This window comes from Streptosporangium sp. NBC_01469 (genome assembly GCF_036227305.1).
Lineage (GTDB): Bacteria > Actinomycetota > Actinomycetes > Streptosporangiales > Streptosporangiaceae > Streptosporangium.
In genome coordinates, this window is the sequence record NZ_CP109465.1 from 6,534,561 (window position 1) to 6,554,256 (window position 19,696).

At 72.6% G+C, this 19,696-nt stretch carries 21 protein-coding genes and 1 riboswitch; of the genes, 9 read left to right on the forward strand and 12 right to left on the reverse strand.

Translation table 11 applies throughout. The features are described 5' to 3' along the window. The first annotated feature begins 22 nt into the window (after positions 1 to 22). Positions 23 to 2,752 (forward strand): nSTAND1 domain-containing NTPase, encoded by a 2,730-nt coding sequence (locus tag OG587_RS28645; RefSeq protein WP_329080575.1) that lies wholly within the window; start codon positions 23 to 25, stop codon positions 2,750 to 2,752. Between the two features lie 70 nt (positions 2,753 to 2,822). Here OG587_RS28645 and OG587_RS28650 read toward each other — a convergent pair whose 3' ends face one another. Both OG587_RS28650 and OG587_RS28655 read right to left on the reverse strand, forming a co-directional pair. Next, complete coding sequence (locus tag OG587_RS28650; protein WP_329080576.1) at positions 2,823 to 3,254, reverse strand: hypothetical protein; 432 nt, start codon at positions 3,252 to 3,254, stop codon at positions 2,823 to 2,825. Positions 3,255 to 3,399: 145 nt separating this feature from the next. Continuing rightward, entirely contained in the window at positions 3,400 to 3,612 is a 213-nt protein-coding gene (locus OG587_RS28655) for a hypothetical protein (protein WP_329080578.1), read from the reverse strand. A gap of 155 nt (positions 3,613 to 3,767) precedes the next feature. Here OG587_RS28655 and OG587_RS28660 point away from each other — a divergent pair, with 155 nt between their 5' ends. The 3 genes from OG587_RS28660 (at position 3,768) to OG587_RS28670 (ending at position 6,657) form a co-directional block, all read left to right on the forward strand. Further along, complete coding sequence (locus OG587_RS28660; RefSeq protein WP_329080579.1) at positions 3,768 to 4,388, forward strand: L-threonylcarbamoyladenylate synthase; 621 nt, start codon at positions 3,768 to 3,770, stop codon at positions 4,386 to 4,388. A gap of 817 nt (positions 4,389 to 5,205) precedes the next feature. Then, positions 5,206 to 6,108, forward strand: coding sequence for an aminoglycoside phosphotransferase family protein (locus OG587_RS28665; RefSeq protein WP_329080581.1), 903 nt, complete (start codon positions 5,206 to 5,208; stop codon positions 6,106 to 6,108). Between the two features lie 111 nt (positions 6,109 to 6,219). Beyond that, positions 6,220 to 6,657, forward strand: coding sequence for a hypothetical protein (locus tag OG587_RS28670; RefSeq protein WP_329080582.1), 438 nt, complete (start codon positions 6,220 to 6,222; stop codon positions 6,655 to 6,657). Positions 6,658 to 6,753: 96 nt separating this feature from the next. Here OG587_RS28670 and OG587_RS28675 read toward each other — a convergent pair whose 3' ends face one another. Next, complete coding sequence (locus OG587_RS28675; protein WP_329080584.1) at positions 6,754 to 7,410, reverse strand: ABC transporter permease; 657 nt, start codon at positions 7,408 to 7,410, stop codon at positions 6,754 to 6,756. Between the two features lie 112 nt (positions 7,411 to 7,522). Further along, a riboswitch (cobalamin riboswitch) is annotated at positions 7,523 to 7,715 on the forward strand. A gap of 325 nt (positions 7,716 to 8,040) precedes the next feature. Between OG587_RS28675 and OG587_RS28680 the strand changes: the two genes are divergently transcribed. Both OG587_RS28680 and OG587_RS28685 read left to right on the forward strand, forming a co-directional pair. Continuing rightward, positions 8,041 to 8,850 carry a (2Fe-2S)-binding protein gene (locus OG587_RS28680; protein ID WP_329080585.1) on the forward strand — a complete coding sequence of 270 codons (810 nt, stop codon included), beginning with the start codon at positions 8,041 to 8,043 and terminating at the stop codon, positions 8,848 to 8,850. 124 nt (positions 8,851 to 8,974) lie between these two features. Next, complete coding sequence (locus OG587_RS28685; RefSeq protein ID WP_329080586.1) at positions 8,975 to 9,322, forward strand: (2Fe-2S) ferredoxin domain-containing protein; 348 nt, start codon at positions 8,975 to 8,977, stop codon at positions 9,320 to 9,322. A gap of 129 nt (positions 9,323 to 9,451) precedes the next feature. Here OG587_RS28685 and OG587_RS28690 read toward each other — a convergent pair whose 3' ends face one another. The 7 genes from OG587_RS28690 to rpmB all read right to left on the reverse strand — a co-directional run bounded on the left by OG587_RS28690 (position 9,452) and on the right by rpmB (position 12,972). Then, entirely contained in the window at positions 9,452 to 9,904 is a 453-nt protein-coding gene (locus OG587_RS28690; protein WP_329080588.1) for a hypothetical protein, read from the reverse strand. Positions 9,905 to 9,976: 72 nt separating this feature from the next. Further along, a complete protein-coding gene (locus OG587_RS28695) occupies positions 9,977 to 10,543 on the reverse strand; it encodes a transglutaminase domain-containing protein (protein ID WP_329080590.1) in 567 nt (188 codons plus the stop codon). A gap of 231 nt (positions 10,544 to 10,774) precedes the next feature. After that, positions 10,775 to 11,014: a 30S ribosomal protein S18 gene (gene rpsR, locus OG587_RS28700; RefSeq protein ID WP_329080591.1), complete on the reverse strand. Its 240-nt coding sequence runs from the start codon at positions 11,012 to 11,014 to the stop codon at positions 10,775 to 10,777. Next, entirely contained in the window at positions 11,011 to 12,162 is a 1,152-nt protein-coding gene (locus OG587_RS28705; protein ID WP_329080593.1) for a CobW family GTP-binding protein, read from the reverse strand. Before OG587_RS28705 ends, rpsR begins: the two co-directional genes overlap by 4 nt. Positions 12,163 to 12,262: 100 nt before the next feature. Further along, the gene (rpmF, locus tag OG587_RS28710) at positions 12,263 to 12,424 is read right to left on the reverse strand and encodes a 50S ribosomal protein L32 (RefSeq protein ID WP_329080595.1); all 162 of its coding nucleotides are present in this window, start codon (positions 12,422 to 12,424) and stop codon (positions 12,263 to 12,265) included. Positions 12,425 to 12,436: 12 nt separating this feature from the next. Then, positions 12,437 to 12,736 (reverse strand): 30S ribosomal protein S14, encoded by a 300-nt coding sequence (gene rpsN, locus OG587_RS28715; RefSeq protein ID WP_329080597.1) that lies wholly within the window; start codon positions 12,734 to 12,736, stop codon positions 12,437 to 12,439. After that, entirely contained in the window at positions 12,736 to 12,972 is a 237-nt protein-coding gene (gene rpmB, locus OG587_RS28720; protein ID WP_329080599.1) for a 50S ribosomal protein L28, read from the reverse strand. The genes rpsN and rpmB overlap by 1 nt, the downstream gene beginning before the upstream one ends. A 314-nt stretch (positions 12,973 to 13,286) precedes the next feature. On the opposite strand from rpmB, the gene OG587_RS28725 reads away from it, so the two are divergent. Then, complete coding sequence (locus OG587_RS28725) at positions 13,287 to 13,889, forward strand: hypothetical protein (RefSeq protein ID WP_329080601.1); 603 nt, start codon at positions 13,287 to 13,289, stop codon at positions 13,887 to 13,889. Positions 13,890 to 13,997: 108 nt separating this feature from the next. Here OG587_RS28725 and OG587_RS28730 read toward each other — a convergent pair whose 3' ends face one another. Then, a complete protein-coding gene (locus OG587_RS28730) occupies positions 13,998 to 14,684 on the reverse strand; it encodes a MerR family transcriptional regulator (RefSeq protein WP_329080603.1) in 687 nt (228 codons plus the stop codon). A gap of 193 nt (positions 14,685 to 14,877) precedes the next feature. After that, on the reverse strand, positions 14,878 to 16,086 hold the full coding sequence (locus OG587_RS28735) for an acyl-CoA dehydrogenase family protein (RefSeq protein WP_329080605.1): 1,209 nt from the start codon (positions 16,084 to 16,086) through the stop codon (positions 14,878 to 14,880). Between the two features lie 137 nt (positions 16,087 to 16,223). Between OG587_RS28735 and OG587_RS28740 the strand changes: the two genes are divergently transcribed. Beyond that, positions 16,224 to 18,035, forward strand: a complete 1,812-nt coding sequence (locus OG587_RS28740) for a CoA transferase (RefSeq protein WP_329080607.1) — start codon at positions 16,224 to 16,226, stop codon at positions 18,033 to 18,035. Then, the gene (locus OG587_RS28745; RefSeq protein ID WP_329080609.1) at positions 18,032 to 19,660 is read left to right on the forward strand and encodes a class I adenylate-forming enzyme family protein; all 1,629 of its coding nucleotides are present in this window, start codon (positions 18,032 to 18,034) and stop codon (positions 19,658 to 19,660) included. The genes OG587_RS28740 and OG587_RS28745 overlap by 4 nt, the downstream gene beginning before the upstream one ends. Positions 19,661 to 19,696: the final 36 nt, after the last annotated feature.

A 19,696-nucleotide genomic window follows, 5' to 3' on the forward strand; every position in this document is an offset into this window, starting at 1 on the left:
GCGAGGTGACTAGGGGGCGAAGATGCCTCGTCGGGAACGACCACTTGACGACGGTGACGATCGTTTACTTCGGTTCGCGGCGGACCTTCGCCGATTACGCGTGAAAGCGGGCAACCCGTCCTACCGTGAGCTCGCCAAACGGGCGCACTACTCCGCCGGCACCCTTTCCGAGGCCGCCGGGGGACGCAAACTTCCCAGCATGGCCGTCACCGTGGCCTACGCGAAGGCGTGCGGGGCCGATCCGGCGGAATGGGAGGCGCGGTGGCGTTCGCTGGCCGAGGAGTCCAACCGGCCGGACCCCTCGGAAACGGCGGGTGAGACGCCCCCGTACGTCGGGCTGAGGAGCTTCGGGCCGAAGGACGCGAACCGGTTCTTCGGCCGCGAGCGACTGGTGGAAAAGGTCGTCGCCCACCTGTCACGGCACCGATTCATCGCCGTGCTCGGCGCGTCCGGATCAGGAAAGTCCTCACTCCTGCGAGCCGGCCTGGTTCCCGCCCTCGGCTCCCACCCGGTGCTGGCGATCACCCCGGGAACCCATCCGCTGCGCGAGTGCGCGGTACATCTGGCCGCGCGGCTCGGCGTCACCCCCGGCGGCCTCCTCGCCGAGCTCACCGGCGATCCGCGCAACCTGGGCCTGGCCACCCGTCAGCTCCTCGCCAGGCACGCCTCGGCCACCGACGTCGTCCTCGTCGTGGACCAGTTCGAGGAGATCTTCACCCTCTGCCCCGACCTCGCGGAACGCGCCGCCTTCATCGCGGCCCTGGTCGCCGCGGCCCGTGACCCCGACAGCCGGACCCGGGTGATCCTCGGCGTGCGGACCGACTTCTACCCCCACTGCGCGCGCTATCCCGACCTCGCCGAGGTCCTGCAGGACTCCCAGGTGCTCGTCGGGCCGATGACCACCGAGGAGCTACGCCGCGCCATCACCCAACCGGCCGTCGACATGGGCTACCGGGTCGAGGTCGCCCTGGTCTCCCGGCTCGTCGCCGACGCCACCGGCCAGCCGGGTGTGCTGCCGCTGGTGTCCCACGCGCTGCTGGAGGCCTGGGGGCGCCGTCGCGGGAACACCGTCACCCTCGCCGGGTACGAGGCCACGGGCGGGATCGAGCGTGCCGTCGCCCGGACCTCCGAGGAGGTCTACAGCGCGCTCGGCCCCGAGCGGCAGGCCCTCGCCCGGCAGGTCTTCCTGCGGCTCACCGCGCTCGGTGAAGGCACGGAGGACACCAAACGCCGCATCAGCCGAGGTGAGATCGACCACCCCGACACCGCCGCCGTCCTGGAGAGGCTGGCCGGCGCCCGGCTTGTCACCCTCGACGACGACACCGTGGAGCTCGCTCACGAGGAGGTGATCCGTTCCTGGCCGCGGCTCCGTGACTGGCTCACCGAAGACCGCGAGGGGCTGCGGATCCACCGCCGGATCACCGAGGCGGCACAGGCCTGGGAGTCGGAGGACCGCGACGAGGGTGCCCTCTACCGGGGCACCCGCCTCGCCGTCGCCAGGGACTGGGCCGCCGGGAACCACTCCCTGCTGTCGCCGGGGGAGCGGGGGTTCCTGGAGGCCGGCATCGCGGCCGAGGCCCGGGAGCAGGAGGCCACCCGCCGCCGTACCCGCAGGCTGCGGCAGCTCGCGGCGCTGCTCGCCGTCCTGCTCGTCCTGGCCACCACGACGACCGTGTACGCCTTCCGGGCCCAGCGGACCGCCACGCAGCAACGCGACATCGCCCTGTCGCAGAAGGTCGCCGCCGAGGCCACCGACCTGCGCGACGCCAATCCGGCCCTGTCCGCGCAGCTCAGCCTGGCCGCCTACCGCCTGTCGCCCACCGGCGAGGCCCGCGACAGCCTGCTCGGGACCTTCGCCGTCCCCTACGCCACCCGCCTCACCGGGCACGGCAGCCGGGTCAACACCGTCGCCGTGAGTGCCGACGGGCGCAGGCTGGTCACCGCGAGCCGTGACCGCACCGTCCGGGTCTGGGACGTCGGCGACCCGCACCGCCCCCGCCACCTGCTCACCCTCACCGGTCACAGCGACAACGTCAACGCGGCCGCCTTCAGCCCGGACGGACGCACCGTCGCCACCGCCGCCTGGGACAACACAGCCCGGCTGTGGGACATCACCGCCCCCGGTCGGCCCCGCCAGCTGGCGGTGCTCCCCCACCCGATGGGGGTGAACGCGGTGGCGTTCAGCCCCGACGGACACACCGTGGCCACCGCGGGCTCCGACAGGACGGCCCGGCTGTGGAACGTGCGCGACCACCGGCTCCGCGCGACGCTGACCGGCCACGGCGACGGCCTGGTCTCGGTCGCGTTCAGCCCGGACGGTCGTACCCTGGCCACCGCCAGCTTCGACGACACCGCACGGCTGTGGGACATCGCCGACCCCCGGCGCCCCGTGCCGCTGGCCGCCCCGATCGGCCACACCGACAGCGTCAACATGGTGGCCTTCAGCCCGGACGGGCGCCTGCTGGCCACCGCGGGCAATGACGGCACCACCCGGGTGTGGGACCTCACCGATCCGCGGCGCCCCCGGCAGCGGACCTCCCTCGAAGCCCACACCGACCGCGTGTCCTTGGTGGCGTTCAGCCCGGACCGGCACACCGTGGCGACCGGTGGCTACGACCGCACGGCGTTGCTGTGGGAGACCGACGCCGAACGCGTCGCCGCCCGGCTGTGCCGGCTGGCCCACCCGCAGATCACAGCGCCGGAGTGGGACCGGTACTTCTCCGGCCTGCCCTACCGGCCGCCGTGCCCGTAGCCGGGGCCGCCCCACGTCGCGCGGGCACCCCGGCGAGGGGCCGGTGGGCGGGCGTCGTCAGGGCAGCTGTTCAGCAGACGGGCAGGGGGTCGGTCTCGCTGGAGATCCAGCTGTCCATCACGTACCCCCACCGGCCGGTGACGTCACCGTTGGTCCACTCCCACCGGTTGGGGTGAGGGCCGTTGTTGTTGCGGGCGCCCTCGGCCCGGCAGACGAAGACGCTGGGGTTGGTCCGGAGGTAGTCGACGATGTTGCTGGTTCCGGCCTCGTAGATGGGCGCCGACGTTCTGTTGCTGCACCACCACCTGTTCTCCCTGTTCCAGCACGGGTCGGCCAGAGCCGTCGAGGAATCGGTGGAGGGGGCGTTGACCGACGGAACGGACACCCGCGTCGGGGCCGGGGGCGCCACCGGGGACCCGGGGTCGGCGAAGACGGGGGAGGTGCCGAGCAGCAGACCAACCGCTGCCAGGGCCGGCACCGCGATGATGCGACGTGGACGCATGGAGTTCTCCTTGGGAAAAAGGGTCGTGGACCGTCTGAGGGGCATGGGCCGCGCGGGGCCCGGATCTTCCGCTCACAACGGGGTTCCGTGCGCTTCTGTCTAGCAGGCCGGGATTGTTCGCGATCAGAGGGCGTTCGCCTGACAATCAACTCTGAACAACGTGCTCCACCCCGTCCCGGCATGGCCGTGGACTCCCCGGTGCGGTGCCCGGCAGGGAGAGGCCGAAGGAGGCGCGCGACACCCCGACCGTGCTCAGGCTGTGGTGGAACTCCCGGTCGAGGGTGGCCCGGACCGCCCGGTGGTCGAGACCGGCGGCCTGAGCGCTCACCATCGACGGGGCCGCGACCGGGCGCTTCACGTGAGCGTCCGTACGAGGCCCGCACGACGATGACCGGCACGGACGCCGTGGCGGCGCGGGCGGGAGGCGATGCCGAGGACCTTGCCGCCCGCCGGAGGCTCCGCCTCGAGGGGCGCGTGTCATGCGGGGTGGTGTCCGCTCCTAAGCTCGGGGGTGTGGCGAAATACTTCGATGTGCATCCGGACAGTCCCCAACCCCGGCTGATCGGCCAGGTGGTCGAGATTCTGCGTACGGACGGGCTGATCGCGTACCCAACGGACTCGGGCTACGCGCTGGGGTGCCGGCTGGGCAACAAGGAGGGCATCGACCGGATCAGAGAGATCCGCAACCTCGGCAGTGACCATCACTTCACCCTGGTTTGCAGAGACTTTGCCCAGTTTGGGCAGTTCGTGCATGTGAGCAATGCGCTGTTCCGCTCGGTCAAGGCGGCGACCCCCGGCGGCTACACCTTCATCCTGCCCGCGACCAAGGAGGTGCCGCGGCGGTTGCTGCATCCCAAGAAGAAGACGGTCGGCGTCCGGATCCCCGACCACGTCGTCACGCAGGCGCTGCTCGCAGAGCTCGGCGAACCGCTGGTGTCGAGCACCCTGCTGCTGCCCGACGAGGCCGAGCCCCTGACTCAGGGCTGGGAGATCAAGGAGAGGCTCGAGCACGTGGTGGACGCCGTCATCGACGCCGGCGAGTGCGGCGCCGTCCCGACAACGGTCGTTGACTTCTCGCAGGACGAGCCCGAGATCCTCCGCCGGGGCACCGGAGACCCGTCCCTCTTCGAGTAAGGGGCGCGGAGGGGGCCGGTGCGCGATCACGGGCGGCCAGGTGCCCGCGGCGGCTTTCGGGGGTTCGGCGTCGCGCTCCGGCGGGATCGACGTGTCCGCGTGCGGGTCCCTCCACCCCGGGCCGCGGTCGACGATCGCCGCGAAAGGCCCGGCCGAGGTCACCTGGCCGACCGGCGGTCCGGGCTCGCCGAAGTTATCGGCGAGCCCGGACCGCGGACTAATAAATCTACATTGTAAAGGCGCCTGGCCTATTTCAAGATCATTTAAACCGGTTCGCCTTCGGCGTCCGCTACACCTGGTTCCGGAACCGGGTGAACGGACCAGCCGGCCAGCGGCTCGGCCTCGCGCCGACATGCCGACAGGACCAAGACCTTCCTCGGCGAGCTCGGCCCCACCCGACGGACCGAACGCACCCGCCTGAAAGCCGGCTACGACCGCGCCACCCGCGTCCTCATACGACTCGCCCACGTCCACGGCACCGCCGACCATCACGTCATAGTGGCCGGGAAAGCGAGTGAGCTGCTCCGCTCGGCGCAGCACGAGGATCCGCCGCATCGGATCGCGACAGATCGTCGTCGCGATCCGATGCATCCATCGCCGACGCTCCGCCTCTGCGCGATCCACGACTCCCAGCACGCGGTCCACTTCATCCACTCGCTCGACCAGCTCGCCCATGCAGGGCACGATCGCAGGCACCACCGACAACCTGCTCTACGAGCACCCCAAGCTAGTGAATCGGTGATGCCAGAGGAATCACAGCGAGATGCTCCGGAGAGCGAGAGCCGCTCCGCCTGCCGCCTCAGTACTGTGACTTCGCATGACCGACACCGAGATTGAGATCACCGCGGACTTGGTCCGCGACCTGCTGCGGGAGCAACATCCAGACCTTGCGGGGCTGGCCATCCGCGAGGTGGCGGGCGGCTGGGGCAACCAACTGTGGCGCCTCGGTGATGAGTTGGCCGTGCGCATGCAGCGCATGGACCCCACCCCGGAACTCCAGCTCAAGGAGCGGCGGTGGCTACCCGTGCTGGCCCCGCGCCTGCCGCTCCCGGTGCCGCTCCCGGTGCGGTTCGGCGAACCGTCCGAGCGCTTCCCCAAGCACTGGACCGTGATGACGTGGGTTCCCGGCGAGCCGCTGGACCACGGTTCGATCAGCCGCGGCGCCCACGCGGCCGACACGCTGGCGAGCTTTCTCCAGGCGCTCCATGTGGAGGCGCCCGCCGAGGCCCCGGCCAGTTCGGACCTCGGCGCTCACCCCAAGAGGTGCACGGGCGGCTTCGAGCAGTTCTTGCAGGCCATTGACCCCGACGCCGTCGGCGATGTCCGCGCCGTCCGGGCCGTCTGGGCCGATGCCGTCGCGGCCCCCGAGTGGGAGGGCCCGCCGGTGTGGGTGCACGGCGACCTCCATCCCGCGAATGTCGTCGTCTCGGACGGAACGCTCTCGGGCGTGATCGATTTCGGTGCCTTGTTCGCCGGCGATCCCGCGTGGGACCTCGGGGCCGCGTGGGTGCTGCTCCCCGCGGGCGCGGCCGCACGGTTCTTCGACGCGTACGCGCACGCGGACGAGGCGGCGATCCGGCGCGCCCGCGGGCTGGCCGCTATGAAGAGCCTCTTCCTGATGCTCATGGGGCAGAACGGACATCGGGGCCTTCCCGGCGGCAAACCGAACTGGGGACCTGCAGGCCGGGCGGCACTTGATCGTGTTCTGAAGGGCGTTTGATGCACACTTCTTGAACTTGTTCTCGATCTCGGTTGAGGGCCGTGTGGCAGCCCACCTTCGTGGGGTTCATCGATCACCGCGCGTGGTGGGGATGCCAAGGTCCACGGCCGTATGCTGCCCGTGGCCCCGATCGAGCCGGCGGAGCTTCTCCTCGGCGCCAGCCAGGCTGACCTGGAGTCCTTCAACCTCGCCGAGCCGGCCTTCGCGTTCGGCCTCGGCAATGCGGGCGATGAGGTTGTCGCGGATCTCTTCGATGCGGGCGCGTTGGACCGGGTCCGGCCTGAGAAGCGCACATCTGACGCAAGCATCCGATGCCCCATGTTTCGAGTCGACCCCGCCCAGCGCCGTCGACTCACAGAGATCATCCGCAACCTCGGCGACCGCATCGACGAGGCCCGTGCCTACGGCTCGGCCGGCGAAGTTCAAGGCCTCCGAATCAGCCTCGAAGCAGCACGCAACAAACTCGCCTCGCTCAACCGGCTGGCCCGCAATAACCGCCGGACCACGGTCAATCTCGGGATGCCGATAATCCGTGGGAAGTTGCAATGAACCGTCATCATCGCTCACTCGAGCCTACCGATCAGTAGTACGGTGCCGCGCACGGCGGACTTCCTCAGCCGCCAGCCAAGCGATTGACGAGGGGTTTCAGTCGAGGGATAGCCCTGCGGCCGGAGTCACCCGAGCGGCCCGGCGTGCCGGGAGAACAGCGGCGAGGAGTCCGGCCAGGGCGGCGATGAGGACGACGACGCCGAGTGACAGCCAGGGGACTTGCATGGTGGCGTCGCTGAGAGCCCGCGTCACGAACGTCTCGTAGCCGACCCAGGCGAACCCGACGCCGATCACGGTGCCGAGCAGGGTGGCCACCACCGACAGCAGCACTGCCTCGGGCACCAGCATCCGCCGCAACTGCCTGCGGGTGAGCCCGAGCGCGCGCAGCATCGCGTGTTCGCGGGCGCGTTCGAGTACGGAGAGCCCCAGGGTGTTCGCGATCCCGATCAGGGCGATCACGACGGCGATGCCGAGCAGGCCGAGCACTGACCAGGTGAGGATTCTCAACTGTTGGTCCTCCGTCTCCCGGGCCTGCAACCCGTTGTCGATCTTCGCGCCGACCGGATCCGCTAGCTTGTCCAGGTCACCGACAAGTTGAATCGGGTCGGCGCCGGAGGAGGCGCGGATCCAGATGGCATGCGGCTCGGGGGAGTCGGTGAGCGTCGCCAGCGTCTCGGGCGCGACCACGCCCGCCGGGCCCCAGCCGGTGCCGGCGGCGACCTGCAACTGGGCTCGCCGGTGGCCGACGCGCACCGTGACCCGGTCACCGGGCCGGAGGCTCAGGTCCTTGCGAAAGGCCGCATAATCGAGTCTGATCTTCCCCGGCTCCACCCGAGCGAACGCCCCGCCGTCGCGCGATGTCCGCTTTGTCGTTGACGGTGGTTGTGCGAGCATGGTCGGCGTAGGCGAGCGCGGAACGAGGAAGCCGGTGTGAATCCGGCGCGGTCCCGCCACTGTGATCGGCGAGCGAATCCCGAATTGGCCACTGCCCCGCGCGGGTGGGAAGGCCGGGAGGAGCGTTGACCCGAGAGCCAGGAGACTCACGCGGTCGCCTCCTCGCAGGAATTGGGGCGGACCTCCCCAAGAGAGGAACGGTGATCGTCATGCCTGGACCCCGGCCCACCGGCCCCGGGCGTGCCCGGCGCGCCGACTCTTTTGGTGACCCGGCCTCCCGACCGTCGCGGAGGCCGCCGAGGAACGGCGTCCGCGGCCTGTTCCCAGGAGAGCACGCATGAGCGTCCCTCGCTCGATCACCGTGGCATCACTCGCGCTTTCGCCCGCCACCGTGGCACCGCTCGCGTTTTTACCCGCCGCCTGTGGTGCCCGGGACGCGTCACCGGCGGCCGAGGGTCACCGTGTCACCGGCTACCGGCAGCTGACCAGGTGACGCCTCCGGCCTCCGGCGCGGCCGCCGCCCGGCCGGGACCGCTTCCCGCCTCACCGTCGGCGGTCTCTACGGCGATCGCCGACGTCTCCGAGATCAGCGGCTACTTCGAACTCGGGATCGGCCCGATCGAGGCGGGCTGGCGGCCGCTCACCGACCTGGCGGCCGACCCCGACCTCCTGCGGCGGCGGATCGTCGACGTCGCCGGACGCCTGGGGACCGACGAGCTCCGGGTGGCGGCCTCCATCCTGTTCCAGGGGCTGGCGGCCCGTCTGTGGTCACCCGTCGTCGGCGCGGCGGTAACGCACGACCTGCTCCTGGACCTGGCCTCCGTCCACTGGCGGGAGGCGTCCAGCGGGCCGCTGCCGCTGCGGGCCGAGCGCCCGACCGGCCGGCGGATCCTCGACCCCGCCGGGGTCGCCGAACCGCTGCACCGCGACGTGCTGACCGAGGTGCTGGAGCCGCTGGCGCGGTCCGTACGGGAGATCGTGAGGATCGCTCCCGGGCTGCTGTGGGGCAACGCCGCCTCCGCGCTGGCCGGAACCGTCCGGACCATCGCCCACCAGCGCCCCGAACTCGCCGCGCGGGCCACCGCGCTCGGGCGCGAGCTGCTCGCGCTGGGAGTGCTGCGGGGTGGTGGCGACCTGGTCGAGCCCGTCCCCGGGCAGCCGTTCTTCGTCCGGCGCAGCTGCTGCCTGTTCTACCGCCTGCCCGAGGGCGGCAAGTGCGGCGACTGCGTCCTCATCGACCCCGAGACCCGCCGCCGGCAGTGGGCCGAGGCCCTGCGACGGCCCGGAGGGTCCTCATGAACCACCCGTCGTCTTCGGCCGCCGGAACCTCCGGCCGTCTCTCCGCCTGGGACGACCCGCGCGCCACCTGCCTCGGGCTCGGTCCCGGCCCGCTGGACCGCACCGGAAAGGGCGTCAATCACAGATGAGCAAGATCACCGTCTGCCGGGACTGCTGCTGCGGCAGCAGCCGCAAGGTTCCCGGCCTCGACCACGACGAGCAGGTTCGCCGCCTCTCCCGGATCGCCGACGTCCGCCTCAGCGACTGCCTGGACGTGTGCGAGCAGGCCAACGTCATCGTCGTCCAGCCCACCCCCGCCGGACGCGCGGCCGGCGGAAGGCCGGTCTGGCTCGGGCTGGTCAACCAGGACGAGGCCGTCGACGACATCGCCGCCTGGCTGCGCGAGGGCGGCCCCGGCCTGTCCGAGACCCCGGCCATCCTCGCCCTGCACCAGATCACCCCGCCGGGCCGGCGGAAGGCCGGACGTCCGTGAAGGTTCACCCGGCGAGGGCGACGACGGCCGGTGAGCCGGGCGGCGTCGTGTACGAGGACCTGCTCCGTCGGGCCGGGGCTCGGGGCCGCCGTCCGTGGTCGGCCGGTCGGCCGAGGCCGGAGCGGGTGGTCATGGCTGCTCCCGGGTGACCCTGGCGATCGCGGCGGCGTGCTCGTCGGCGGTCATGCCCAGGGTGGGATGGTGCCGGTTGAGGTCGTGCTGGTCGTCGGCCCACTGCCGGTAGTCCCGCCGCAGGGTGGTCGCGTCGGAGTCGAGGGCGAGGGCGATGTCGGCCCAGGTGGCACTGGCCAGCAGCGCGTGGTGGATGTTGGCGGGGTGGCGTACGGTGCGCGCGATGCTCTCCGCCAGTGCCAGCAGCTCGAGGTGCTCGGCCACGGTGAGCGGGGGCCGGTCCTCGGCCCCGTGCCGGGCGGGGTCATAGGTCCCCCGGGCCACCAGCTCCGTGCGGGCGCGAGCCGACGCGTTCCGGGCGGCCAGCTCGTTGTAGCGCTCCAGCTGCCGGCTGACGGGCATGTCGTAGCGGGCGTCGTGCCAGGTCGTGATGTTCTCGGGCGGGGTCATGAAGACTTCTCCGGGGCGGTCGGGGGGTTGGCTTCCGGCAGGGTCGTGCGGGATGTGGTCGAAGCTCGCGTCTCAAGCCGACCGGCGCCCCATGACGAGGTCGGCGGTGATGCGGGCCGGTGAGCACAACGTCTGGCCGTGCGCCCGGAACAAGGCATCACGGGAGCTGAAATACCCCAGGTCGGCCAGCACCTGGCCGGACAGGTCACATGACGAGGCGGTGACGCCGTCCCAATCGACGGCGGTGCGGGCCACCGCGTCGAAGAGCGTCTCACCACCGATGTTGGTGAACGCCTCCTCCTCCCGTAGCGTGCTCAGATCGCCGTACAGCTCGGAGACGGTCACCCACTCACCGTCGAGCAGGAACTCCGGCCAGGCGAGCACCACCTGACGCGGGACCAGTGCTCGCAACCGAGGAAAGCGAGGGTGCCAGAAGCGCCCGCTCACCAGCAACCCCCTGACCCGGCCGGCGATCCCGCAGGCCCGCCCCACCGCTTCCAGCACCGCCAGCCGCTGGCTGCACGATCCGCGCTCCAGGAGAAGCGTCCTGGAGACCGGCTGCGTGTCGTTCATGGCATACACCGGGCGCACCCGCGCGGCGATGAGCCGGTGGGCCGCGACCAGAAGGTCCCGATCCATCCCGGTATTCCCATGCCGGGCTTCAGCCGCCAGCTCCAGTACCCGGGGATGTCCCCAGTCGAGGATGGGCGTGGCCGACAGTTGCCTCCCGCCTGTTTCCCGGTGAACGGCGGCGGCGCGTGAGAGAGACGGCTTCATCTCACGACCGTATCCGGAGCCCATGACGCGACGAGCACGGAGCCCGGCGGACCGGCCCGAGATGCTGTTCGCCCAGCCTGTTCTCCAGCCCGGTCAGCGGGATCGCGAGGTGGAGGCGTAGGGGAGCAGGGCCATCTCGCGGGCGTTCTTGATCGCGGCGGCCAGCCGGCGCTGCTGCTGGACGGTGACCCCGGTGACCCCGGTGACACGGCGGCCGCGGATCTTGCCGCGGTCGGAGATGAACGCGCGGAGCAGGTCGGTGTCCTTGTAGTCGATGTGGCTCACGCCGTGCAGCGGATTGGTCTTCTTGCGGGGCGTGCGGCGAGGTTTCAAGCGGAGGTCTCCTTCAGGTCGAGGACGAAGGCGAACGGGTCGGGGTATCCGGCCCAGACGTCGGAGCCGGCCAGGGTCTCGGCCTCGGTGAGCAGGCAGGAGTCCAGGAGCCGATGGATGCGGTCGCGGTCGAGGTCGGGGCCGGTGAAGACGAGGTGCTGGACGCGGTCGCCGAGCTGGGGGGTCCAGTCGAGGGTGGCGGCCATGCGGCGGGCGGGGCTCTCCATCTCCCAGGCGGCCTCGGGCAGGACGACCAGCCAGGGGCCGGCGTCCTCAACGGTGATGACGCCGGCGACGGCGTCCCAGGCGAGCAGGCGCTCGTGCCGGTTGGCCAGCCAGAACCGGCCGCGGCTGCGGACGGTCTCGGTGACCAGCTCGTCGACGGCGTCGAACAGCCGCTGGGGGTGCAGGGGGCGCAGCCGGTGCCAGACCACGGTGGAGATCTCCCCGGTCTGCGCGTCGCAGGGCAGCTGGGCGGTCGCCGGGTCGACGCGGGCCCCGAGCATCTCCACGTCGATCCCCGCACCGGTGACCGCGGGCAGGGCGAGGTCGGGGGGACCGGCCGGGGTGGTGGGGGCGAGGTGGCCGAGCACGGCCAGGGCGAGTTCGACGTCGTCGGCCTGCTCACCGGACACGACGAGGGCGGTGGCGTACTCGATCTGGCGGGTGAGCACCTCGGCCAGGTGGCGCGCGTCGCCGGCCGCCGCGTGTTTGCCGTGAGCGGCGAGGCGCTCGTCGCAGCAGATGTCCTCGGTCGTGCGTGCCGCGTCCAGGGCGGTCAGCACCCCGGTCAGGCGCAGGCGGTGCACGGTGTCCTCGTGCCAGGCGAGGGCCTCGGCCACGGTCCGGGGTTCGACCGAGTCCCACAGCTCCACGACGAGCAGCGGTGCCGAGCCCGACCGCGAGAGGAGCTCCGGGATGAGGTCCTCGCGCACGGTGCAGGTGACGCAGCCGTGCGCGAGGCGTATCTCCCGCAGGTCCAGCGTCCCCGACGCGTCGCGTACGACGCGTTCCACGCGCCCGGTGCTCACCTCTCGCAGGTCGTGGTGGATCGCCACCGATCCGGGGTGGTCGGCGAGCAGGCGGTCCACCAGGGCCGAGCGCGGTTCGGGATGCAGTCCTGAGACGATGACGACGGGGACGGACATGACAGCTCCTTTCGTGGTGCGGGGGGTACGGCGCGGGTTCGGGGTACGGACCGTTCTCAGAGGGCCGATCCTCAGAGGGCCGGTCCCCGGAGGGCGGTCCTCAGGGGAGGAGTCCGCGCCGGTAGGCGCGGACGAGTCGGCGCGGTACCAGCAGTTCGCGTCCGCCGACGGTGACCGGGACAAGGCCGGGCGTGACGGCCTTCCACTGCGAGCGGCGGTGGCGGGTGTTGCTTCGGGAGGTCCTGCGTTTGGGAACGGCCATGTCGCGGTGCTCCTACCAACTGGATTTGGTGACGCCGGGCAGCTCGCCGCGGTGGGCCAGCTCGCGGAAGCGGATCCGGGAGAGCCCGAACCTGCGCAGGTGGCCGCGCGGGCGGCCGTCGGTGACGTCGCGGTTACGCACGCGGGTGGCGCCGGCGTCGCGTGGTTGGCGGCTCAACTCGCGGACGGCCTGGGCTCGCTCGTCGGGGGAGCCGGTGCGGATGATCTCCTTGAGGCCTGCCCGGCGCTCCGCGTAGCGGATGACGACGAGTTTGCGCCGCTCGTTGGCTGCGATCTTGCTTTTCCTGGCCATCAGATCCGTTCTCCCCGGGCGCGGATACGGGCCACGGCGGCCTCGATGCCGATCTTGTCGACGGTCTTGACGGCTCTGGCGCTGAGCGTCAGCCGCACGAAACGGCCCTCGGCGGGCAGCCAGTAGCGCCGTGGCTGGATGTTGGGACTCCAACGGCGGCGGGTGCGGCGGTGGGAGTGGGAGACGTTGTTGCCGAACACCGGCTTGACGCCGGTGAGCTGGCAGTGGGCGGACATGCGGTTTCCTTTCAGAAGAGGGCGGGGTCGAGTGGTGCCATGATAGCGATAACCGTTTTCATTTGCGAAACGAAGGGTGCGACGGCTCGCCGGGAGAGGCGGCCGATGGGCGGATGGGGCAAAGGCGACCACCGAGAACAGAAGCCCCATCGGGAGTTCGATGGGACACATGGACGTAGATCGTTGAAAGCGGTAGCGTCGGCCACGTAACTCGTGGTGACAGGAGCCGCTGGATGTCCTCAAAAACGGCAAGGCGACCCGGTGCCGTGTCTCAGCCGGGCACTCGTTCGTCCTCCAGCTGGGCGCGTTACCTCGTGACCGCCCTGGTCGCCGTGGCGATAGCCGGGCCACTGGGCTATCTCGTCGCTCTTCCCGACAGCTCCCAGGTCGCCATCGCCGACATGCGGGAGGCGGAGGTGAAGCGGGACGTCCAGCAGATCGGTGAGCTGACGTCCACGGCGCGGGTGACCGCCGGCGAGCTGAACGGGGTGTTGTCCGGACTCGTCGAGGTGCTTCCCCAGGGCGGAACCCCCGGCGCGCGGTCGGCGGAGCCGGCGGAGATCGAGGGATGGCAGCGCGTTCTGCGGCAGGCTGTCGACAGGCACGCGGAGACCCCCTCCGGGACGACCGCGACCAACGTGGCTCGTGCGGGATTCCGCAGCGCGGTGGACACCATGGCGATCGCGGTCGACGCGTACGCGGCCGGCCGGAAACTTCCCGAGGACCTGAGGAAGGCCTTCCTCGACCTGGCGGTCCGTCAACGATCCGCCGCCGTCACCGCGTGGTCCGTCGCGGCGACACAACTCGATCAGATCAACGTCGATGCCGGCAAGGGCCACCAGCACGTCTACCTGACGGGCGCTCCGGGAGAGGGCGGCATGTCCGCGGACACCATCCCCGAGGGTAGCCACGGCTAGCCCCGCCGCCGTCACGCACCATCGGCTCGTCCGCTCCGGATGCGCGCCGTCCTGGGACGGCGCGTGTTCCTCCCCGGCGCGTACCGCCGGTGAACTCGCCGTCAGGGGCTATGGCGTCCCCAGATAGGTGTCGAGCGCGGCCGCGCCCGCCAGCATCGCCAGGCCCCGCGCCGTCAGCCGGTCGTGCCAGTCCCGCAGCGTCGCCTGCAGCGGCTCCGGCCCGCCTGCGGCCCGTACCCGCTCCAGCACCCGCGCGATCTGTTCCAGCCCGTACCCGCCCCGCCGCAGCTGGTGGGCGAGCAGCACGTCGCGCACGTCGGCGGAGGTGTAGACGCGGTAGCCGGTGCGCGGGTCGCGCCCGGGTACGATCAGCCCGGCCCGCTCCCATTTGCGCAACGTCGCCGGCCGGATGCCGATCCTGCGCGCCAGCGGCCCGATGAACGTCACCCCCGGCTCCGCCTCGCGCGGCGGCGCCAGGTCGCGCAGCGCCCGTTCCACGGCCTCCAGCGTGTGCCGGTCGCCGGCCAGCTGCGCGTGGCTCTCGTCGATCAGCCGCAGCGCCTCCTCGACCGCGCCGCCGTTCACGGCCCGCATGATCGCCCCCGCGGTCGCGTGGCCGTGCGCGGGGATCGACGCCAGGAACGTCCGCAACGCCGCCGCGTGGCGCGGAGCGTAGACGCGGTAGCCGTGCGGCGAACGCTCGGCCGGCGGCAGGATCCCCGCCTCCTCGTAGTTGCGCACCGCCTGCGTGGACAGGCCGTGCTCGCGCGCCAGATCGATGGGCCGCAACCGCATTTTGAAGGTACGTCCTCGTCAACAGGTGGAAATTCCGCCAAAGTTTACACAGAAAGTCCAATGATACGAGGGCGTCGCCCTGGAACCGGCGGACAGGGCAGGATGACCGGTTCGCCGGCGACACCGCACCCGGTCCGGGCCTTCGGCCGGTGATGACGGGGCCGTACCTCGGCGGAGGCCGCGGGGGTGAGGCTCACCCGAGAATCCGGCGGGCCACCGCGCCGATGTGCAGTTCGTCGGGGCCGTCGAGGAGGCGGGCCATCCGGCCGGTACGGAACAGCGCGGGCAGCGGGGTGCCGGGGCCGAGCCCGGCCGCGCCGTGGACCTGGATGGCCGCGTCGGTGACCTGCTGCAGCATCCGGGCGGCGGCCACCTTCGCCAGGCCGGTCTCGACTCTGGCGTCCAGTCCCGCCTCCACCAGGGCCACGGCCTCGAACACCAGCGGCCGGGTGGTCCTGATCGCGAGCAGGGCGTCGAAGACGAGCGCCTGGACGAGCTGGAGGTCGGCGAGCCGTCCTGAGGCCGTCGGCCGTGAGCGGGCCCGCTCGCGCATGAGGGCGAAGGCGCGCTCGGCCTGGCCGAGCCAGCGCAGGCAGCGCAGCAGGCGGCCGAGCCGCACCCGTTCGGCGAGCACGCGCAGTCCTCGTCCGGGTTCCCCGAGGAGATGGCCGGGCGGGACGGTGACCGCGTCCAGGGCGATCTCCCACTGGCCGCCCGCGCCGAGGATCGGCAGCTCGCGGACCACGCGGAAGCCGGGGGCGGAGGTGGGCACGAGCAGCAGGGACAGGCCGGTCGTGGAGGGCGGGGCGCCGGAGGTGCGGGCGAGCACGGCGGCCAGGTCCGCGTCGCCCGCGCCGGTGACGAACCACTTGCGCCCGTGGACCGTCCAGGAGCCGTCGGGCTCCTGCACGGCCCGGGTGGTGGTGAGGCCGGGTTCCGAGCCGGGCGCGTCCGGTTCGGTCATCGCGTTGCACATGGTCAGCCGCCCGCTCGCCAGCAGGGGCAGGTAGAGGTCCCGTACGGCGGGTTCGGCGTGCCCGGCCAGGGTGGTCACGTCCAGCAGCGCGGTGGAACCGAGCACACCCGGACCGTGATCGCTCGCGCCCTCCGCCTCGGCCACGTGCGCGTACTCCGTCAGTGACAGGCCCGCGCCGCCCAGCTCCGCCGGCAGCGGCAGCCCCCAGAGCCCTTCGGCGCGCGCCCGGTGCCTGAGCCGGGCGAGGAGTTCGCGTGCGGGCGCGCCGCCCGCGTCCAGTTCCGCCTCGTGCGGCATGACCTGCTCGCGGACGAATCCGGCCACCCGCTCGCGCAGCGTGAGCACCCGCGCCGGGCAGGCGGGCGCCCCCCAGGTGTCCCGGCCGGGCGGTTCGACGCCGGTCATGGTGACGGCCTGCTGTGACATTCCAACTCCAGACATGTCGGGAACTGATTGAAAAATTCATCCGACTTCCTGCTGTGGAACAGGTCGCGTGGACGCGCGGCGGAGTTCCCGTTCGCGGCAGGCACGACTCGCGGTCACCGCCGCGGGAGAGGAGAGCCATGGCACACCCCGTCACCGTCACGGCGGCGCACCCGCTCGACGGCCTCGGCCTGCGGGCGGTGGGGCCACCCGCCCTCACCGCCGTCGCCGCCCGGCACCTGGCCCTGCTGGGCGCCGACGACCTCGGATCGACCGCGTCGGACGGCCCCGGGATCGTGTCACTCAGGGGTACGGACGGACGCCCGCTCACCGCCGAGATCGTCTGGGCCGACCTCGCCCCGGAGGAGGAGGTGAGCGACGAGGCCACCGCGCAGGCCGCGACCGGGGTCGCCCACGTGCACGGCCGCCGCGACGGCGAGCCGCGCGGCCTGGCCGCCGACTACCTGACGACCGCGTGCTCGGTGCTGGCCGTCCAGGGACTCCTGGCAGCCCTGGTCGGCCGCGCCCGCGGCTGCGCGGTCGAGACCGTGCGGACCGGTGTGGACCTGGCCGGGCTGCTCGCCGTCGGCCAGTATCTGGCCGCCGCCACGGCAGGGGACGAGGAGGCGGTGCCGTTCTCACCCGGCGGGCCGCCCTTCACCACGGCCGACGACGTGTGCTTCGAGGTCGAGACCCTCGACCCGGCCGCGTGGGTGGCCTTCTGGCGTTCACTGGGGGTGGCCGAGCGCCTCGCCGGATCGGCGTGGAGGTCCTTCCAGTTCCGCTACGCCACGGCCTGCTGCCCGCTCCCCGGGGAACTGCACGCGCGGGCTCGCGCGGCGGACTGGGAGGGCGTGCGGCGGGCCGCGAAGGAGTCGGGAGCCTCGGTGTGCGCGCTGCGGTCCCTCTCCGATCGCCTGGCCGAGCCCCGCCCGGCGGCGCCCTGGCGGCTGTCGCCGCTGCTGCCGGTTGCCGGGCCGCCCTCGCGGGGCGCGGCTGCCGAGACCGCCCGCCCGCTGGCCGGGCTCACGGTACTGGAGGCCGGGAGGCGGATCCAGGCGCCGCTCACCGCCTGCCTGCTGGGACTGCTCGGCGCGGACGTGGTGCGCGTCGAGCCGCCCGGCGGGGATCCGCTGCGCGGCATGCCGCCCATGTGCGGTGACCTGTCGGCCCGGTGGCTCGCGCTCAACCGGGGCAAACGCGCGGTGGAGATCGACATCAAGTCGGCCGCGGGCCGGGCCGGGCTCCGCGACCTGGTCGCGGACGCGGACGTCTTCGTGCACAACTGGGCGCCGGGCACGGCCGAGCGCCTCGGCCTGGACGACGGCGACCTGTCGGCGGTCAACCCCGGCCTGGTCTACGCCTACACCAGCGGCTGGGCCGGGCGGCTGGCCGACGTGCCGCTGGGAACCGACTTCATGGTCCAGGCCCGCACCGGCGTGGGCGAGGCCGTACGGCCCGCCGGTGAGCCGGCCGCGCCGTCGCTGATGACCCTGCTGGACGTCCTCGGCGGCCTGCTCGGCGCCGAGGCGGTGCTCGCCGGGCTCCTGCTGCGCGAGCGCGACGGCCGCGGCGTGCGGGTGGACTCCTCGCTGCTCGGCGCGGCCGAGGTGCTCACCGGGCCTGCCCTGCGCCGGGCCGCCGAGGGCGGCGGTTCGCGCGCTCCGGAGGGTTTCCGCCGTCCCCTGCGGACGGCGGACGGCTGGGTGAGCGTCGCCGACGGCCCCGCCGGGCAGGCGGGCGCGGCCTCTCCCGACATGCTCGCCGGCCTCCCGGAGACCACCGCGATGACCTCGGCCGAGGTTCTCGCCTCGCTCCGGCGCCGGGGGCTGCGGGCCACCACCGTGACGACCGCCCTGGACGCCCTGCCCGCCGACCCGCGTTTCGCCTCCGCCCTCACCCGTGACGAGCACGGGGCTTTGGCCGTACCCGCTCCCTGGAGGTTCGCATGACCCTGCGCCTGGACGACCTGGTACCCGCCGCCCTGAGACGCCGGTGGGCCGCCGACGGCACCTGCCCGGATCTCGACCTGTACGCCCTGTTCCGCACCCGCCGCCTGGCGGCCCCGGACCGGGTCGCTGTGATCGACACGGCGGGCGAGCTCACCTACGCCGAACTGGACCGCCTGGCCCGGTCGGCCGCGGCCGGGCTGCGCCGGCTCGGCGTCTGCGAGGGCGACGTCGTCGGCGTCCAGCTGCCCAACGGCCGGGACGCGGTCGTGGCGGACCTGGCGGTGGCGGCGCTCGGCGCGGTGGCACTGCCGTTCCCCGCGGGGCGGGGGGTGGCCGAGGCGGCCTCCCTGCTGGGCCGTTCCGGCGCGCGGGCCGTCGTCGCCGCCGTCGACCATCGGGGCAGCGCCCATGCCCGCGAGCTGGTATCCGCCGCCGGCGACCTGCCGGGCCTGCGGGCGGTGATCGCCGCCGGGCCGCAGGAGCCCCCGCCGGGCAGCGTCGCCTGGAGCGAGGTGCTGTCGGCCGACGGCGGCGCCTTCGTCCCGGCCAGGCCCGACCCCGACGGTGCGGCCCGCATCCTGGTCTCTTCGGGGTCGGAGTCGGAACCCAAGATGGTCGCCTACTCCCACAACGCGCTCGCCGGCGGGCGGGGCAACTTCATGGCCACCCTCATTCCCGGCGGGAGCACGCCGCGCTGCCTGTTCCTGGTCCCGCTCGCCTCGGCCTTCGGCAGCAACGGCACCGCCGTCACCCTGGCCCGGCACGGCGGCTGCCTGGTGCTCCTCGACCATTTCTCTCCCCGGGCCGCGCTGGCGGCGATCCGTGAGCATCGGCCCACCCACGTGCTGGCCGTACCGACCATGGTCCGCATGATGCTCGACCAGCCGGACGCCGGGCCGACACCGCCCATGACGGCTCTGGTGCTGGGCGGCGCCGAGCTGGACGCGGCCACCGCGGCCGAGGCGGGCGAGGCGTTCGGCTGCCCGGTGATCAACCTGTACGGCTCCGCCGACGGGGTGAACTGCCACAGCGGATTCCGCCCGGCCACGGCGGGCGATGCCGGCCCCGGTGTGGTGGTGGGGTTGCCCGACCCCCGGGTGGCGGAGATCCGCATCGCCGCGCCCCCGGACGGGGAGAGGTTCGGTGAGATCATCGCCCGTGGCCCGATGACCCCGATGTGCTACGTCGGCGCGCCGGAGCTGAACCGGCGCTACCGCACGGCGGACGGCTGGGTCCGCACCGGCGACCTGGGGGTGATCGACGCCGACGGGCGGCTGCGCCTGATGGGCAGGCTCAAGCAGGTCGTCATCCGCGGTGGCGCCAACATCAGCCCGGCCGAGGTGGAGCGCGCGCTGGCGGACCATCCCGAGGTGCGCGAGGTGGTGTGCCTGGGCGTGCCCGACCAGGTGATGGGGGAGCGGCTGGCGGCCTGCGTGGTGCCGCGCCCCGGGCGCGTTCCCGACCTGCCCGGCCTGTCCTCCCATCTGCTCCAGCGGGGACTCGAGCGGGGCAAGCACCCCGAGCGCCTGCTACTGGTGCAGGAGGTGCCGCTGACCCCGGCCGGCAAACCCGACCGGGACGCGCTGCGCGATCTCCTGCTCGGCGGACACCGGGAAACAGCGTGAACCCTCCCGGGCCGGAGGCGACTTCGGCCCGGGAGG